This window comes from Halorubrum sp. 48-1-W, from assembly GCF_003287355.1.
Lineage (GTDB): Archaea > Halobacteriota > Halobacteria > Halobacteriales > Haloferacaceae > Halorubrum.
The window spans coordinates 58,439-74,704 of sequence record NZ_QMIM01000020.1; the positions used below are offsets into that span (position 1 = coordinate 58,439).

The window sequence follows — 16,266 nt, forward strand, 5'->3', positions numbered from 1 at the left end:
TGGGGTCACGAATAGCCTTCGACGCCGAACAGCCCCGCGAGTCGCTCGATCCCGTCGAGCAGTGCGGGACTCGGCTGGTTCAGGAGCGAGTCGTCGATCACGTGGACCGGCGCGTCGATCCAGTCCCGGTCGGCGACGGCCGCGGGGTCGACCCGGTCGCCGCGTCCGCAGACGTGGACCACGACGTGGTCGGGGTCGGCGGTAGCGACGGCGGTGGGGTCGACCTCGCGGGACCGCTCGCCCGCCTCGACGAACGGATAGCGGCCGCCGGCAGCCCGGACCGCGTCGGGGACCCAGTTGCCCGCGGCCATCGGCGGGTCGGACCACTCCTCGCAGTAGACGACGGGACGGGGGCCGTCCGCGGTGGCGTCGGCGACCGCCGCGAGCCGCTCGCGGGCGTCGGCGACCAGCCTCTCGCCAGCGTCCGGTCGGTCGATCGCTCGAGCCATCCCCCGGAAGTCCGCGAGCACGTCCTCGAGCGTGGCCGGTTCGCGGTGGTCGACGGCGAGCCCCCGATCTCGGCAGTCGTCGGCGACGTCGGCCTGGAGGGCGTCGCTCGTGAACACCACGTCCGGGTCGAGGTCGACGACCCGGTCGAGCGATGGGGTGACCCAGCCGCCGACGGCGACGGGGTCGGTTCCGTGTGCCGACCCGGCGTCCGACGGGGGATCGCAGTGGTGGGTGACGCCCACCAGGCACTCGGCTGAGCCGAGCGCGGCGAGGGTCGCGGTCGCGCTCGGCGCGAGCGAGACGACGCGGGGTTCGGTCATCGATGCCGGGTTCGCCCCCACTGCTCGAAAACGTTCGGATCGTGGCGAGGCGTCGACGAGCGAAAGGTCGTCGGACGGCGAGGCGTCGAACGGGCGGGGACCCCGCTGCCGAAATACGTCGTGATCGATCGTGTTCATTCGTCGGCAGCGCGGCGACACGTTCCGGGCCTTTTAAGTTACGTTCACCCGTCTACCGAACAAGACTGCTCCCGGGCGTTCTCGATTAAACCGGGGGACAGAGCGCTATGACCGAACGACTACATGCCCGGGGGAGTCGCACCCGTGGGGAGACGGAGGAGGAATCGGAACGTACCGACGAGACGCTGAGCTGTCCCGAGTGTGACGGCCAGGTCATCAACGACGAGGAGCACGGCGAGACGGTGTGTGCGGACTGCGGGCTCGTCGTCGAGGCGGACTCGGTCGACCGCGGGCCGGAGTGGCGCGCGTTCGACTCCCGCGAGAAGGACGAGAAGTCCCGCGTGGGCGCGCCCACGACCAACACGATGCACGACAAGGGGCTGTCGACGAACATCGACTGGCGTGACAAGGACGCGTACGGCCGCTCGCTCGGCGCGCGCCAGCGGCAGAAGATGCAACGGCTCCGCAAGTGGAACGAGCGGTTCCGGACGCGCGACTCCAAAGAGCGCAACCTGAAGCAGGCGCTCGGCGAGATCGACCGCATGGCCTCGGCGCTCGGGCTCCCCGACAACGTCCGCGAGACCGCCTCCGTCATCTACCGCCGCGCGCTCGACGAGGACCTGCTTCCCGGCCGGTCCATCGAGGGCGTCTCGACGTCGTGTGTCTACGCTGCCGCCCGGATGGCCGGCGTCCCCCGGAGCCTCGACGAGATCGCCGACGTCTCCCGCGTGGAGAAGGCGGAGATCGCCCGAACGTACCGCTACGTCGTCCGCGAGCTCAAACTCGAGGTCAAGCCCGCCGACCCCGAACAGTACGTCCCGCGGTTCGCCTCCGACCTCGAGCTCTCCGAGGAGTCGGAGATGCGCGCGAAGAGCCTCTTGAAGAACGCCAAGGAGAAGGGCGTCCACAGCGGGAAGTCGCCGGTCGGGCTCGCGGCCGCCGCCGTCTACGCCGCCGCCCTCCTCACCAACGAGAAGACGACGCAGGCCGCCGTCTCCGAGGTCGCGGACATCTCCGAGGTCACGATCCGCAACCGCTACCACGAACTGCTCGAGGCCGAGGACGGTCTCGTCGCGTAAGCGCGGGTCGAACCGCTCGCTTCTCACCGACCGGACACGACTCCACGACCATGTCCCGTTCCCGCGACCTCCTCTCCGGCGTCTCGCTCGTCGCCGTCGCCGGCTGGTTCCTCGTCACGACCGGCGCCGGGAGCGACAGCCCCGCCCTCCTCGTCGCCGGGACGGGCTGTGGGCTCGCCGGCGTCGCGTACCTGCTCGCGGGGACGGGGTCGCCCCGGACGGTCGCCGGTCGCCGGCTGACGCCCGACCGGTTCCGCGGACTCGCGGTGACGGCGCTCGGGGTCGCGATCCTCGCGCTCGGCGCGGACGGCGTCGGCGGCGGGCTCGATGCGCTCTCCGCCGTCCTGCTCGTCGGCGGCGGCCTCGCGGTCGTCGCCGGGGTGCTCCGGACGACGCGGAGCGAGCCGCAGGACAGCGAGTCGACCGTCACCGACGACGACGAGCCCATTCACGACGGCGCTGACGACGACGAGCCCATTCACGACGGGGCCGACGACGACCGCCGGCCGGACGGGGGAAGCTAAGTCCCCCACCGTCGAAGGCCCGAGCATGTTCGAGGAGTTCGTTCTCACGGCGAGCACCGGCGACCTCTCCGCGGAGCCGCGTGCTCGCGAGACGGCCGACGCCGTGGAGTTCCGTATGGACCTCGCCGACGACCCGTTGGCGCAGCTCGCGGACTACGACGGCACGCTCCCGCTCGTCGTCACGAACCGCGCAGGGTGGGAGGGCGGGGAGGCGGACGACCTCGGCCGGTACGGCGCGCTGGCGGAGGCTATCACACACGACGCGGTCGTCGCGGTCGACGTCGAACTCGCCGCGCTCCGCGGGAACGCGCCGGCCGGCGAGCGGTCGCACGCGACCGCCCTGCGCGAGAGCGCTCGCGACGAGGGCGTGTCGGTGATCGCCTCCGTCCACGACTTCGAGTCGACGCCCGAGGTCGGAACGCTCACCGACCTGCTCGCGGACGCGGCGGGCGAGGGGGACGTGGGGAAGCTGGCGACCACCGCGAACGCCCGCGAGGACGCGCTCGCGATGCTGCGGGCCACCCACGAGGCGACCACAGCGGGCCACCGCGTCGCGACGATGTGTATGGGTGAGCCCGGGAGACACACCCGCGCCGTGGCCCCCGTGTACGGCTCGCGGATCGGGTACGCGCCCGTCGACACAGCGGATGCGACCGCGCCCGGGCAGTACCCGCTCGCGACGCTCCGTGGGTTGGTCGACGGGTTACTGGGGGAAGCCGAGCCGTAGGCGGCTCATAGTGATTATTGCGACTCTTTACCGCTATACTGGAACGAGACGACTATCAAACGGCCTGAAACACCGATATTTGTGACGTGGTCACGAAAATAATCGCAATAATCACTATCAGTCGTGCCGGAAGCAACGCGACCCAGTGAACGCCATCGCCATGTCGTGGTCGTCGGCGGCAGTGATCACGTCCTCGTCGTTGACGGAGCCGCCGGGCTGGATCACGGCCTCGATCCCGGCCTCCGCGGCCTCCTCGATCGCGTCCGGGAACGGGAAGAACGCGTCCGAGGCCATCACCGCGCCTTCGGCCGACTTCCCGTCGGCGTCCTTCTCGGCTTTCATCGCTGCGAGCGTGACGGCGTCGACGCGGGAGACCTGGCCCATGCCGACGCCGACCGTCTCGGTGCCGGTCGCGAACAGGATCCCGTTCGATTTGACGTGTTTGAGGGTCCGCCACGCGAACAGCATCGTCTCGACCTGCTCGTCCGTCGGCTCGCGCTCGGTGACGACCTCGAGGTCGACTGCGGTCGGCGACTGGAGGTCGCGCTCCTGGACGAGCCGCCCGCCGACGATCGGCTTCTCGACGAAGCGCTCCGAGAAGCGCTCGTCCCCGTCGCCGAGCGCCCCCACGTCGAGCACGCGGAGGTTCTTCTTCTCGGTGAGCACGTCGAGCGCGCTGTCGGTGTAGCCGGGGGCGACGACGACCTCCTTGAACGACTCCGCGATCGCCTCGGCGGTGTCGGCGTCGCACCGCCGGTTCAGGGCGACGATCCCGCCGAACGCCGACTTGGCGTCGGTCCGGAGCGCCCTGTCGTACGCGTCCGCGAGGGTGTCGCTCATCGCACAGCCGGCGGGGTTGGTGTGTTTGATCACGGCGGCTGCCGGCTCGTCGAACTCCTTGATCAGGCCGAGCGCGGCGTCGGCGTCGTTGTAGTTGTTGTATCCCATCCCCTTCGAGCCGGGGTTCAACTCCGCCGCGCCGACGACGCTCGCCTCCTCGCAGGCGGGGTCGGCGTACAGCGCCGCGTCCTGATGGGGGTTCTCGCCGTAGCGCAGCGTGTCGGCGCGGTCCTCCGAGACGAACCGCCGGGCCGGGAAGGAGCCGCCGGTGTCGCCGTCGATCCGGACCGACTCGGGGACCCCGTCGGCGTCCGTCTCGACCTCGACCGCGCCCTCGGAGAACCATCGGATCGCCCGGGGGTACGCCGTGAACTCCGCCTCGTGGAGGACGCGCTCCTTCAGCGACGCGGCGTCGTCGTCGGCGTAGACCGGGACCGGCTCCTGGGTGAGGATCGGGCCGTCGTCGACCGCCTCGGTGACGACGTGGACGGTACAGCCGGTCGTCCTGACGCCCGCCTCGAGCACTTGCTCGTGGGCGTCGGTACCGGGGAACGCCGGCAGAAGCGACGGGTGGACGTTCAGGGTCGTCGGGGCAGTCTCGAGGAACTCGTCGGTGAGCACCCGCATGTAGCCGTCGAGACAGACGAGGTCGAAGTCGTAATCCGCCAACCGGTCGAGGATCCGGCGCTCGTGGCGCTCCCGCGACTCGCCCTCCTCGCGGGCGACGACTTCGGTCGGGATCCGGCGCTCGGCGGCGGCCTCGATGACCGGCGCGCCCTCGCGGTTCGTCAGGACGACCGACAGCTCCGCGCCCGCCGGCGCGACGTCGGCGATGTGTCGCAGGTTTCGTCCCCGGTTGCTGGCGAGTCCGGCGATCTTCATGTCCGATCCCTCCGAGCGGCCGCGTTTATCGGTTACGGTCGTCGTCGGACGGATATACACGATCGAGGATAAGAACGCGGTGTGACGGCCGGTGCCGGCGCGGGAGTATACACTTCCGTGGGTAGCGCCATCGACACGCTTTTGCGCGCTCCGGGGACACTCGCGGACATGACCGACGACCCGATCCCCGGACTCTCACGCGCGGACCCGCTCACGGCGGTCTCGCCGCTCGACGGGCGGTACGCCGGCCGAACCGCGCCGCTCTCGCCGTACGCGAGCGAGGCGGCGCTCATGCGGGCGCGGACCCGCGTGGAGGTCGAGTACCTGATCGAACTGGCCGAACTGGCGGCGACCCCGATCGCGCTCGAGGAGGGGGAAGCTGGAGCCCTGCGCGACCTCTACGGATCGTTTGCTGCGGAGGACGCGAGGCTGATCAAGGACCTGGAAGTCGAGGGCGCGGAGGGCTACGCCGCGACCAACCACGACGTGAAGGCGGTGGAGTACTTCCTCCGGATACGGCTGGAGGGGCTGGGGGAGGACGGGACGCTCGCGGACCCGACGGCGCTGTTCCCGTGGATCCACTTCGGGCTCACGAGCGAGGACGTCAACAACCTCGCTCACCGGGTCCTGATCGAGCCGGCCGTGAGGGAGGTGCTGGTGCCGGCGGTCCGCGAGGTCCGCGACGCGCTCGTCGAGTTGGCCCACGAGCACCGCGACACGCCGATGCTCGCGCGGACGCACGGCCAGCCGGCGACGCCGACGACGTTCGGCAAGGAGATGGCCGTCTACGCCGCGCGACTCGGTCGGACCCTCGGCCGCGTCGAGGCCGCGGTCGACGGCCTCTCGGGCAAGCTCGCCGGGGCGTCCGGGACGTACGCCGCCCACGTCGCCGCCTACCCGGACGTCGACTGGCAGGGCGTTTCCCGCTCCGTGGTCCGGGGGCTCGGGCTCGATCACACGCCGCTCGCGACGCAGGTGAACCCGTGTGACGACCTCGCCGCGCTCTTCGACGCCCTGTCCGGGGTGAACGACGTGCTCCTCGATCTCGATCTCGACGCCTGGCTGTACGTCTCCGACCGCTACCTCGGCCAGCGCGCCGTCGAGGGCGAGACCGGGTCGTCGACGATGCCCCACAAGGTGAACCCGATCGACTTCGAGAACAGCGAGGGGAACCTCTCGAAGGCCAACGCCGACCTGCGGTTCCTCGCCGACTACGTGACCACCTCGCGGCTCCAGCGCGACCTCTCGGACTCGACCGTGAAGCGCAACGTCGGGGCCGCCTTCGCACACTGTCTGATCGGCTACTCGAAGGCTGTGGACGGGCTCTCGAAGGTGGTCCCGAACGAGGTCGTCATGCGCGAGGAGCTGGAGGCGACCCCCGAGGTCATCGGGGAGGCGGTCCAGACGATCCTCCGGCGGGAGGGCGACACCGACGCCTACGAGCGCGTCAAAGAGCTCACCCGCGGGTCGCGGGTCACCCTGGAGGACTTCCGGGCGCTGTTCGACGACCTCGACGTCGACCCGGCCGTCCGCGAGGAACTCCGGGCGTTGACCCCGGCCGGCTACACCGGGATCGCGGCCGAACTCGCGGACGGCGTCGACGCCGACGGCACGTAGACGACACACGTTGCGCGCGGATCACTCCTCGACGAACTCGACGAGCACCCCGCCGGTCGACCGGGGGTGGAGGAACGCGACCTCGTGGCCCCACGCGCCGGGCCGGGGCTCCTCGTCGACGAGGTCGACGCCGAGGTCGCGGGCGCGGTCGAGCGCCCCCGCGAGGTCGTCGGTCGCGAGCGCGACGTGGTGGATCCCCGGTCCCTCGCGGTCGAGGTAGTCGGCGATGGTCCCGCCCTCGGCGGGCTCGAGCAGTTCGAGGTACCCGCCGTCGGCCAGTTCGAGGAAGACCACCCGCATCCCGTCGAACGTCTCCTCGTGGACGACCGGCCGTTCGAACAGCTCCGCGAACAGGTCGGCGAGGTCGGCGGCGTCGCGCGTGGCGATGCCGGCGTGATCGAAGCGCACGAGTCCCCGCTCGGTCGCCGGCGACTTATACGGATCGAGCGGGGCGGCTCCCGCCGGGAGTCGATCCGCAGTCGGGGTCGTCCCGATGGAAAGCTTTGGGTGATAGCGCCAGAGACGTCCGAGCGAACCGTGTCAGACCAGCGCACCGACGTCCCGACCGAGCAGAAGACCTCCCGGAACGTCCTCGATACGATCCTCGAGGGCGCGCTCCACGAGATGAACCGCGAGCGGTCCGGGCTGTTGCTCTCCGGGCTGTCCGCGGGCCTCGACATCGGCTTCGGCCCGCTGATGATGGCGGTGGTGTTGACGCTCTCGCCCGCGGGCTTCGGCGATCTCACCACCGAACTGCTGTTGGCGAGCGTCTACTCCATCGGGTTCATGTTCGTGATCCTCGGCCGGTCGGAGCTGTTCACCGAACACACCACGCTGGCGGTGATCCCCGTCCTCGACGGGCAGGCGTCCCTTCGCGATCTGGGCCGGCTCTGGGGGCTCGTCTACGTCGGCAACCTCGTCGGCGGGTTGCTGTTCACCCTGCTCGTGATCCTGTTGATGCCGGAGCTGGGTGTCGTGACGCCGGCGGCGTTCGAGACGATCGCCACCAAGCTCGTCTCACACGACCTGCCCTGGCTGTTCGTCGGCGGCGTCTTCGCCGGCTGGCTGATGGGGCTCCTGGCGTGGCTGATCACCGCGGCACAGGAGACGACGAGTCGGCTGATACTCGTGTTGATCGTCACCGGAACCATCGGTCTCCTCCACCTGCCGCACTCGATCGCGGGCAACGTGGAGGTGCTGTTCGGGCTGTTCATGTCGCCGACGATCACCCTGGCCGACTACGTCGGCTTCCTCGTCCTGGCGACGATCGGAAACGCCTTCGGCGGCGCGGTGTTCGTCGCGCTGTTGAAGTACGGCCACGTCGTCCGCGGCGCGAGCTGACGGGACCCGGTCGCGACTCAACAGACGTACCACGGCTCGATCGCGTCGTCCCGGAGGGTGAGGCCGATGTCCTTCGGCTCACAGTCGAACTCGATCGGCAGGTCGGGGTCGTACTCCCACGCGTGAGAGACGCCGTCAGGGGTGAACGCCCGTATCCTCGCCGGGGTCACCTCGCTCCCGTCACGCGAGGTGAGCCGCTCGGGTCCGAGCGCGAACACGTAACCGAACAGCGTCTCGCCGTCGGCGTCCGTCACGTGGACCGCGATCTCGGCCTCGGCGGCCGTGGCGTTCTCGACGATCACCTCGTTGGGTTCGTCGATGTCGTCGGAGCCGCTTCCCGGGAGCACGCCGGTACAGCCGGCGGTCGACGCGGACGCGGCCGCACCGGCCATCGCGAGGAACCGGCGGCGTGACGGGCGGTCGTCCCGGTCGACGACCGGAGCGTTCTCGGAGGGCATCACGATCGGGATGCGCTGCCGTCGAAAAAACGTTATCGGCCCGGAGAGTCGACGAGCTCCGGCCGAGATCGGTCACCGGTTCGGACTGTACTCGCCGAACTCCTCGCGGAACACGTCCGAGACCTCCTGAACGGTCGCGTACGCCTTCACCGCGTCGACGACGGGCGGCATCACGTTCCCCCCGCCGCGGGCCGTCTCCCTGACGGCAGCGAGCGCGGCCTCGACGGCCTCGTCGTCGCGGTCGGCTCTCACCTCCCGGAGCCGCTCGCGCTGTTCGGCCTCCTGTTCGGGGTCGACCTCCTCGATGTCCATCTCGGGCTCCTCGTCCACCCGGAACTCGTTGACGCCGACGATCACGCGCTCGTCCTCCTCGATCTCGCGCTGGCGCTCGAAGGCGACGTCCTGTATCTGTCGTTGGACCCACTGGCTCTCGACCGCCTCGAGCGCGCCGCCGCGGCGGTCGATCTCCTCGAGTATCTCGAACGCCTCCGTCTCGATCCCGTCCGTGAGGCTCTCGACGTAGTAGCTCCCGGCGAGCGGGTCGATCGTGTCCGCCGCGCCCGACTCGTGGGCGAGGATCTGCTGGGTCCGGAGCGCGGTCCGGACCGACTTCTCGGTCGGGAGCGCGAGCGCCTCGTCCTTCCCGTTGGTGTGGAGGCTCTGGGTGCCGCCGAGCACCGCCGCGAGTGCCTGATACGCGACCCTGACGACGTTGTTCTCGATCTGCTGGGCGGTGAGCGTGGAGCCGCCGGTCTGGGTGTGGAACTTGAGCTGTTTCGATTTCGGGTCCTCGGCATCGAATCGCTCGTCCATGACCCGCGCCCACATGCGGCGGGCTGCCCGGAACTTCGCGGCCTCCTCGAAGACGTTGTTGTGGGCGTTGAAGAAGAAGGAGAGCTGGGGGGCGAACTCGTCGACGTCGAGGCCGGCGTCGAGGGCGGCCTCCACGTACTCGATCCCGTTCGCGAGCGTGAACGCCACCTCCTGGGCTGCCGTCGAGCCCGCCTCGCGGATGTGGTATCCCGAGATGGAGATGGTGTTGAACCCGGGGACCTCCTCAGCACAGAACGCGAAGACGTCGGTGATGAGTCGCATCGATGGCTCGGGCGGATAGATGTACAGGTTCCGCGCGATGTACTCCTTCATGATGTCGTTCTGGATCGTCCCACGGAGCTCGTCCCGCGGCACGCCTTGGGCATCGCCCATCGCGACGTACATCGCGAGCAGGACCGCGGCGGGCGCGTTGATCGTCATCGACGTGGAGACCTCGTCGAGCGGGATCCCGGAGAAGACGGTCTCGAAGTCGTCGAGCGTGTCGATGGCGACGCCCGAGCGGCCGACCTCCCCCTCGGCCATCGCAGCGTCGGAGTCGTAGCCCATCTGCGTCGGGAGGTCGAACGCCATCGAGAGCCCGGAGGAGCCCTCGTCGATGAGGTAGCGGAACCGCTCGTTGGTCTCGGCGGCGGTGCCCATCCCGGCGTACTGCCGCATCGTCCAGAGCCGCCCGCGGTGCATCGTCGAGTAGACGCCGCGGGTGTACGGCTCCTCGCCCGGGAATCCGACGTCCTCGCGGTAGTCGTGGTCGGCGAGGTCCGCGGGAGTGTACAGCGGGTCGACGGACTGGCCGCCGGTGTCGGTCGTGAACGCCGTCTCGCGCTCCCCGAACCGGTCGACGGTGTCGCCGTAGCTCCCCGCCTCCCAGGACTCCTTCGCCTCCCGGATCTCGGCCAGTTCCTCGGGGTCGTACATTACCTACACGGTCGGCCGACCGCGACTTAACGGTTGACCCGCATCCACGGCGGTCGGTCCGACCGCGGTTGCGTGCCGACCGCCTAGTACTCGAGGACGCCGGCGTACCGATCGAGCACGATCACCGCACCCGCGCCGACGACCGCGGCGACCGCGAACCGCGGGAATGCGCTCGTCCACGCCTCGCCGGAGTCGGCGAGCCGCGTCGAGACCTCGAGCACGGGCGCCCGGAGCGCCCCGACGATCAGGCTCACGAGGAACGCGAGCGTCGTTGCGCGGGCGGCCTCCAGCGCGCGCCGCACCGCGTGGGCGACCGTGAACAGCCCGACGACGCCGCCCGCGAGGAACGCCACGATCGGCGGGGCGGATCCGACCACCACGGCGAGCCCGCCGCCCGAGACAGCCCCGGCGAGCCCGTCGAGGAACGCGCTCAACGTCCCGGCCATGAACTCGTACTGGCCGAGGACGATCAACAGGAGCGACCCCGAGAGCCCGGGGAGCACCATCGCGCTGACCGCGATCGCGCCCGAAAGGAACACGACCGGGAGCGCGTGACCGAGCGCGGTCGCGCCGTACCCCGACGCGAGGAAGGCCGCGAGGAAGCCGGAGACCGCCGCGACCTTCCGGCCGGGCGTGCCGAGGTCGACAGCGCCGAAGAGCACGATCGCCGAGGCGGCGATCAACCCGAAGAAGAACCCGTAGGTCGCGACGGGGACCGTCGTGAGAAGCACGTCGACGAGACGCAACACGAGGACGACGGCGGTCCCGATCCCCGCGCCGAGGGCGACGAGGAAGCCGCCGTCGACCTCGCGGAACGCGGCCCGCGCGTCGGCGCGAGCGCCAGGTCGGATCCCGGCCACCACGCGCGTGATCCGGTCGGGATCGACCGCGGTCACCGCCTCGATCAGCCGCTCGTAGATCCCGACGACCAACGCGATGGTTCCGCCCGAGACGCCCGGAACCGCGTCAGCGGTTCCCATCGCCAGCCCCTTCAGATAGACCGCGAGCCAGTCCAGGGCGTCCGCCATCGCGGATCAGGCGGTCACGGCCGTGTGCTCGACGGTAGCGCGCTCCGGAACGACGCGGTCGGAGTCGACGGCCGAGGTGTCGGTTCCGTCGGTGTCGTCGTCGGATCCGCCCTCCTCGTCGTCGACCGGACACTCGGGATCGCCGGAGGGGCAGTCGACGATCTCCTCTTCGAGCTCGACGGTCGCGGCGGATCCGTCCTCGCCGATCACCTGGCCCTCGGTGACCTCGACCTGCCCGACGTGCTGGGTCGTGTACAGGTCCTCGTCGGTGGTCGTCCCCGTCGTGACCTCGTACGGGCCGGTCGCGCGGACGCTCGTGTTCGTGTACCCGTCCTCGGGACCGAACTCCTCGTAGCCGGTCGTCGAGTACGGCACGGTGAACTCGAAGCTCCCGTCGTCGGCGGCGGTCGCGTACTGCGTGTACTCGAACGTCTCGCCCGACGGCTTCTCCATCTCGACGGTCGCTTCGACCTCCTCGCCCGGCTCCGCACCGCTCCCCGCTATCGTCGCGCCCGGGACCCGCTCGAACGTCTTCACATAATCGTCCTGGTAGGCCGCGATGGCGGACTCGCCGAGGACCGACTCGAAGTCGACGCCGAGCTGCTGGAGGATGCCGATCTGCCCCGCCGAGGCGGACCGCCCCTGCGACTCCGTGGCGTGGACGAGCCGGTGGTGTTCGAGCGCCTCGACGCGCTCGGCGGGGAGCCCGCCGACGCCGCCGACCTGGGCGCTCCCGTCCTCCTCGACGTACTCGCGAGCCGCCGAGACGTTCTCGAACTCCCGGACCATCGTTTGGGGGTCCTCGGGGAGGACGGCGAGCTCGACCTGCTCGCCGTCCGCCGTCTGTGCCGTCTGCGTGTCCCAGTCCACGACGACCGGTTCGGGATCGACCGCGCTCCCGTAGTGTTCGTACAGGCGTATCATCTGGCTCTCGTGGTAGCGCTGGGTGTTCACCTGCATCACCGTCCTGAACCCGCCCTGTTCGGTCTGCTGGTAGATGGGGCGGTTGAAGTCCTCCCGCGTCACGTTCCCCTCGTCGTAGAAGGTGACCGGCGCGCTGAACTTGGAGTTCGGGGAGGCCATCTGGCCGTCGACCATCACGTATCGCGTGTTCGCGCCCTCGTCGCTCTGGTTCGCGAGAACCGCCCTGGAGGCCTCCTCGCTGGGCGCGAGCAGGTAGTTCGCGGCCTCGGCCGCGTTCTGCTGGAACGGGTTCGCGTTCGGGATCCGTTCCGCGCGCGTGGTTATCCAGTGGCCGTAGTCCCACCACGACTGGACGCCGTAGGCGCCCTCCGGGTAGTCGAAGTCGCCGTCGGCCGGCCGCTCGTAGGTCGCGTACGGGTCCATCGCGTTGTCCGCACCCTCGAGTTCACCTGGGTGGGGCGTCTCCTCGTTCATCCACTGGAGGCTCTCGTCCCACTGGACGACGCTCCCGGGGCCGGTGTTCGCGCCGGCGGTCCACACCGGCGTGGCGACCGCCACGAGCGGGACGAGCAGGACCACGATCACCGCGACTGCGGTCAGCACCTGCCACCCCTCGATATCACGCACGGAGTCGAGCGATCGGAGGTCGATCGCGTCGACCGCGAGCTGGAGGAAGTACCCCGCGCCGACCGCGACGACCACCGCGAGGTAGTAGTTGAAGCGGCCCTGGGTGAACGCGGCGCTCCCGATGAACACCGCCCACACGACGAAGTAGAGCTCTTCGGCGTCGTACTCGACGAGGAACGTCGCGCCGACGAGGAATCCGGCGGCGATGACGAGCCCGACCACCTGCCAGCTCACGCCGACGACGCCGCCGATCGTGTCGTACACGCCGGTCAACGCGTAGACGGAGCCGACGACCGCGAACGCGGCCGGGATGTAGAGCGTGTGGTTCGGGTCGTCGGAGCGATAGAGGGGGCGCGCGACGACGAAGAGGACCGCTGTGAGCGCGAGGAAGAACGCGAGCCCGTACTCCCCCAGGACGAAGTCGGCGAAGGGGGCTTCCTGGAGGGGTGGCTGTCCCTCGCCGATGGTGCGGAAGCTCGCGCTCGCGCTGAAGCCGATGAAGTTCAGGAGGTTGCTCGTGAGCGTCGACCACAGCGAGGGGATCGCCAGCCACAGGAATCCGGCGGAGACGACGAGCAGGCCGCCGACCGCTGGCGGGTAAGTCTCGGGCTCCAGTTCGTCGCGTGCCTCCCACTGGCGGGCGAGCCACGCGAGGAAGACCGCGCCGACCGCGACGCCGAGCGGGAGGACGATCTGGATGAGCGAGTAGTCGGTGACGGCGAACGAGAACGTGTCGAGCGGGACGACCTGCATCAGCCCCGCAACGCCCATCGCGACCGCGCCGGCGAACGCGACCGGTTCGGGGCTCGTGTCGTGGTAGACGTCGCTCGTGATCTTCACCGCGAGGAAGACGCCGGTGAACCCGACCATGAGGATACCGGGTTGCCACGTCCAGATGTAGAGGCCGAGGGCGACGCCCGCGGCTGTGGCGTAGGCGGTGGGGCGGCGAAGGGCGTCCCAGTCGCGGTCGACGACGAGCTCCCAGACGGGCTTCTCTCGGTCGGCGACGCCGAAGGCGACGAGGAACGCGAGGACGGCGACACTCTGGAAGAGGACTTCGGCCGCGCTGTGGTCCGGGAAGCCGACGAGGCTGTAGTTGAGGAACGTACCCGGGAGGAGGGCCAGGACGCCCGCAGCCGCGACCGCGGCGAAGCGATCGACGAACCGGCGAGCGATGAAGTAGGTCGGGATCGCGACGAGCGACCCGGCGATCGGGGCCATGACGAGCATGACCTCCTCGGCGCTCCCCATGATCGGGCGGGCGATCCAGATGCTGACCACCATGATGTGGTCCCAGAGGGTGCCGAACTGGCCGGCCTGGGTGCCGAACGGGAACCCGGTCCAGGGGTCGAAGGACATCGTGTTCGGCCAGTGTTCGAGGAGGTAGGTCGTCTCACGGAGGTGGTACCACGGGTCATTGCTACGGAAGTACACCTCGCCGTTCCGGACGAAGTTTCCGTACGCCTGGAGGCGAGTCCACAGCATGAAGACCAGTATCCCGAGGAGGGCCGGGACGTGGTACCACCGCTCGAGAACGTCGAGGGGAGCGTCGTCCTCCCCGGCGGTGTCGGTTCGCTGGCTCATTACACGATGACTCTTCGAAAACGTCCATAAGCCTTGTTATATACCGGTCGCGGTTCGTTCAGAACCCTTATTCGCGACGCGGAGGAATCGCCGCTCAATGAAGGTCTCCGTCGTCGTCTGTACGTACACGATGGACCGCTACGACGTGTTCACGGAGGCCGTCGAGAGCGCGCTCTCCCAAACGTACGACCCGATCGAGGTCGTGTTGGTGATCGACGGGAACCCCGAGGTGTACGAGCGGGCGGTCGCGGACTTCGGCGACCGCGAGAACGTGGTGATCCACGACAACGAGGAGAACCGCGGGATCTCCTACAGTCGGACGAAGGGCGCGGAGTTGGCCTCCGGGGAGATCGTCGCGTTCATCGACGACGACGGCGTTGCGGAGGAGGACTGGATCGAGTCGCTCGTCGAGGTGTACGAGACGACCGACGCGATAGCGGTCGGCGGCGACGTCAAACCCGACTGGCAGGGCGAGCGACCGGACTTCTTCCCCGAGGAGTTCTACTGGCTCGTCGGGTGCGTCGAGCCGGACTTCGCCGAGGACGGCGAAGAGGTCCGGAACACGTACGGGTCGAACATCTCGTACCGTCGCGAGAAGTTCCTGGCGGTCGGCGGCTACGACCCGAACACGGGACGGAAGGGTGACAAACACCTCCAGGCACACGAAGCGCCGGTGGGGATCCGACTCATGGAGGAGTTCGGGAAGGGGATGGTGTTCACCGAGGGCGCGGTCGTCCACCACACACTGTTCGAGTACCGCGGCGAGTTCCGGTGGCTGGTGTCCCGGTCGTTCTGGCAGGGGTACTCCAAGCGCGTGATGGATCTACTGTACCCGGATGCGCCCGACGCCAAGGGAGACTACCTGAAGTGGCTGCTGACGGATCGGGTTCCGCGACGACTGGAGGGGTTGGTTCGGTCGCCGTCTGTGGCCGCAGTGGCGCAGTTGGCGGCGATCGGGGCGTTCACCGGAGCGGTCGGGTTGGGGTATCTGTACGCGGTCGCGACGCCGGATCTGGTGGAGAAAGCTAACGCGTAGGGGCGGGGAGATCGCGTTCCTCGCCGAACAGGAACTCGTAGTAGTAGCCGAGGCCGCGACACGCGAGCATGGCGACCGAGAGAAACGCGAACGCGAGACGCGTAATCGTCGAATCGGGGGCGTCACCGTCGTCTCCACTCGGGCCGTCAGGTCTCGGTGGGATCCCTGGTTTCCCGTATCGATCCGGATAGTAGCGCTGCTTCTGACAGAATCCCCGTCCGACGCGGAAGTTCTTCTTCGCGAGGGACTCGAATGAGGTTCGAGCAGGATGGTAGACGGTCGCGTCCTCGGCGTACCCTTGCTCGTAGCCCGCTTCGTGAACGCGTTCGCCGAACTCCCTGTCGCCGCCCGAGATGAGCCGGCTGTCGAAGAGTCCCACGTCTTCGAACACTTCCCGGCGAACGAGGAGTGCGCACGTTGGCGCGTAGTTCTCCTTCTCGAGATACTGTTTTACGGGGAAACCAGTTCGAGCGTTGTATCTACCGACGAGAGTATCCTTGGGCCGCGTGAGCTCGACGTTACACCCGAGGTAATCGACGTCCTGTTCCTCCATTGTTTTGAGGGCTGTTTCCAGCCAGTTCTCGTCGACAGTTTCGTTGGCATCTAGGAAAACTAGTACGCCACCCGTGGCGTGTTTAATACCTTTGTTGCGGGCGGCGTAAGATCCTTGTATCTCGTCTTCAATGAGAAGTTCGATGTGATCATGTTTGTCGACATATTCACGAATTACGTTGCGAGTATCATCGGTGGAACCGTTATCGACGACAAGATATTCTGATTTTCGGCTCAGATGGTGCTGTTTCCGTAGAGATTTCAACGTTTCCGAAATTCCAGTAGAGTCGTTATAAACTGGAATTACAATAGTGAAACCAGTCATACGTACTCCGTCAAGTAACGCCGGCTACAACTACTCCAGATCACCGATCTAAAAGATAGACATAA

General features: G+C 68.6%; 14 protein-coding genes. 6 read left to right on the forward strand and 8 right to left on the reverse strand.

Annotation, left to right across the window (positions count from 1 at the left end; all coding sequences use genetic code 11):
* Window positions 1–5 precede the first annotated feature (5 nt).
* Window positions 6–770, reverse strand: a complete 765-nt coding sequence (locus DQW50_RS10440; RefSeq protein WP_112079244.1) for a cobalamin-binding protein — start codon at window positions 768–770, stop codon at window positions 6–8.
* A 245-nt stretch (window positions 771–1,015) separates the two neighbouring features.
* On the opposite strand from DQW50_RS10440, the gene DQW50_RS10445 reads away from it, so the two are divergent.
* Genes DQW50_RS10445 through DQW50_RS10455 form a run of 3 tightly spaced genes read left to right on the forward strand, consistent with a single transcriptional unit; the run spans window position 1,016 to window position 3,238 of the window.
* Window positions 1,016–1,987: a transcription initiation factor IIB family protein gene (locus DQW50_RS10445; protein ID WP_112079218.1), complete on the forward strand. Its 972-nt coding sequence runs from the start codon at window positions 1,016–1,018 to the stop codon at window positions 1,985–1,987.
* Between the two features lie 50 nt (window positions 1,988–2,037).
* Window positions 2,038–2,511: a hypothetical protein gene (locus DQW50_RS10450; RefSeq protein ID WP_112079219.1), complete on the forward strand. Its 474-nt coding sequence runs from the start codon at window positions 2,038–2,040 to the stop codon at window positions 2,509–2,511.
* 25 nt (window positions 2,512–2,536) lie between these two features.
* Window positions 2,537–3,238 carry a type I 3-dehydroquinate dehydratase gene (locus DQW50_RS10455; RefSeq protein WP_112079220.1) on the forward strand — a complete coding sequence of 234 codons (702 nt, stop codon included), beginning with the start codon at window positions 2,537–2,539 and terminating at the stop codon, window positions 3,236–3,238.
* A 117-nt stretch (window positions 3,239–3,355) separates the two neighbouring features.
* On the opposite strand, the gene purN is transcribed toward DQW50_RS10455, so the two are convergent.
* Complete coding sequence (purN, locus tag DQW50_RS10460; RefSeq protein ID WP_112079221.1) at window positions 3,356–4,960, reverse strand: phosphoribosylglycinamide formyltransferase; 1,605 nt, start codon at window positions 4,958–4,960, stop codon at window positions 3,356–3,358.
* Window positions 4,961–5,128: 168 nt separating this feature from the next.
* Here purN and purB point away from each other — a divergent pair, with 168 nt between their 5' ends.
* Entirely contained in the window at window positions 5,129–6,577 is a 1,449-nt protein-coding gene (gene purB, locus DQW50_RS10465) for an adenylosuccinate lyase (RefSeq protein WP_112079222.1), read from the forward strand.
* A 21-nt stretch (window positions 6,578–6,598) separates the two neighbouring features.
* Here the strand turns inward: purB and mce are convergent, their stop codons facing one another.
* Window positions 6,599–6,985, reverse strand: coding sequence for a methylmalonyl-CoA epimerase (gene mce, locus DQW50_RS10470; RefSeq protein WP_112079223.1), 387 nt, complete (start codon window positions 6,983–6,985; stop codon window positions 6,599–6,601).
* Between the two features lie 129 nt (window positions 6,986–7,114).
* Between mce and DQW50_RS10475 the strand changes: the two genes are divergently transcribed.
* The gene (locus tag DQW50_RS10475; RefSeq protein ID WP_112079224.1) at window positions 7,115–7,918 is read left to right on the forward strand and encodes a formate/nitrite transporter family protein; all 804 of its coding nucleotides are present in this window, start codon (window positions 7,115–7,117) and stop codon (window positions 7,916–7,918) included.
* A gap of 17 nt (window positions 7,919–7,935) precedes the next feature.
* On the opposite strand, the gene DQW50_RS10480 is transcribed toward DQW50_RS10475, so the two are convergent.
* From DQW50_RS10480 to DQW50_RS10495, 4 genes are all read right to left on the reverse strand, one after another.
* Window positions 7,936–8,376 (reverse strand): hypothetical protein, encoded by a 441-nt coding sequence (locus DQW50_RS10480; RefSeq protein ID WP_112079225.1) that lies wholly within the window; start codon window positions 8,374–8,376, stop codon window positions 7,936–7,938.
* 72 nt (window positions 8,377–8,448) lie between these two features.
* The gene (locus DQW50_RS10485) at window positions 8,449–10,125 is read right to left on the reverse strand and encodes a methylmalonyl-CoA mutase (protein WP_112079226.1); all 1,677 of its coding nucleotides are present in this window, start codon (window positions 10,123–10,125) and stop codon (window positions 8,449–8,451) included.
* An 83-nt stretch (window positions 10,126–10,208) separates the two neighbouring features.
* Entirely contained in the window at window positions 10,209–11,153 is a 945-nt protein-coding gene (locus DQW50_RS10490) for a DUF368 domain-containing protein (RefSeq protein WP_112079227.1), read from the reverse strand.
* A 6-nt stretch (window positions 11,154–11,159) separates the two neighbouring features.
* On the reverse strand, window positions 11,160–14,288 hold the full coding sequence (locus DQW50_RS10495; protein ID WP_112079228.1) for an oligosaccharyl transferase, archaeosortase A system-associated: 3,129 nt from the start codon (window positions 14,286–14,288) through the stop codon (window positions 11,160–11,162).
* A 97-nt stretch (window positions 14,289–14,385) separates the two neighbouring features.
* Here DQW50_RS10495 and aglG point away from each other — a divergent pair, with 97 nt between their 5' ends.
* A complete protein-coding gene (gene aglG, locus DQW50_RS10500; protein WP_112079229.1) occupies window positions 14,386–15,324 on the forward strand; it encodes a glucosyl-dolichyl phosphate glucuronosyltransferase in 939 nt (312 codons plus the stop codon).
* On the opposite strand, the gene DQW50_RS10505 is transcribed toward aglG, so the two are convergent.
* Window positions 15,314–16,201, reverse strand: a complete 888-nt coding sequence (locus DQW50_RS10505) for a glycosyltransferase family 2 protein (protein ID WP_112079230.1) — start codon at window positions 16,199–16,201, stop codon at window positions 15,314–15,316. The genes aglG and DQW50_RS10505 overlap by 11 nt on opposite strands.
* Between the last annotated feature and the right edge of the window lie 65 nt (window positions 16,202–16,266).

Excerpts from the sequence above, each read along its gene's own strand:
- DQW50_RS10440 (WP_112079244.1), bottom strand. The coding sequence starts at position 770 with ATGACCGAACCCCGCGTCGTCTCGCTCGCGCCGAGCGCGACCGCGACC.
- DQW50_RS10445 (WP_112079218.1), top strand. The coding sequence starts at position 1,016 with ATGACCGAACGACTACATGCCCGGGGGAGTCGCACCCGTGGGGAGACG.
- DQW50_RS10450 (WP_112079219.1), top strand. The coding sequence starts at position 2,038 with ATGTCCCGTTCCCGCGACCTCCTCTCCGGCGTCTCGCTCGTCGCCGTC.
- DQW50_RS10455 (WP_112079220.1), top strand. The coding sequence starts at position 2,537 with ATGTTCGAGGAGTTCGTTCTCACGGCGAGCACCGGCGACCTCTCCGCG.
- purN (WP_112079221.1), bottom strand. The coding sequence starts at position 4,960 with ATGAAGATCGCCGGACTCGCCAGCAACCGGGGACGAAACCTGCGACAC.
- purB (WP_112079222.1), top strand. The coding sequence starts at position 5,129 with ATGACCGACGACCCGATCCCCGGACTCTCACGCGCGGACCCGCTCACG.
- DQW50_RS10480 (WP_112079225.1), bottom strand. The coding sequence starts at position 8,376 with ATGCCCTCCGAGAACGCTCCGGTCGTCGACCGGGACGACCGCCCGTCA.
- DQW50_RS10485 (WP_112079226.1), bottom strand. The coding sequence starts at position 10,125 with ATGTACGACCCCGAGGAACTGGCCGAGATCCGGGAGGCGAAGGAGTCC.
- DQW50_RS10490 (WP_112079227.1), bottom strand. The coding sequence starts at position 11,153 with ATGGCGGACGCCCTGGACTGGCTCGCGGTCTATCTGAAGGGGCTGGCG.
- DQW50_RS10495 (WP_112079228.1), bottom strand. The coding sequence starts at position 14,288 with ATGAGCCAGCGAACCGACACCGCCGGGGAGGACGACGCTCCCCTCGAC.
- aglG (WP_112079229.1), top strand. The coding sequence starts at position 14,386 with ATGAAGGTCTCCGTCGTCGTCTGTACGTACACGATGGACCGCTACGAC.
- DQW50_RS10505 (WP_112079230.1), bottom strand. The coding sequence starts at position 16,201 with ATGACTGGTTTCACTATTGTAATTCCAGTTTATAACGACTCTACTGGA.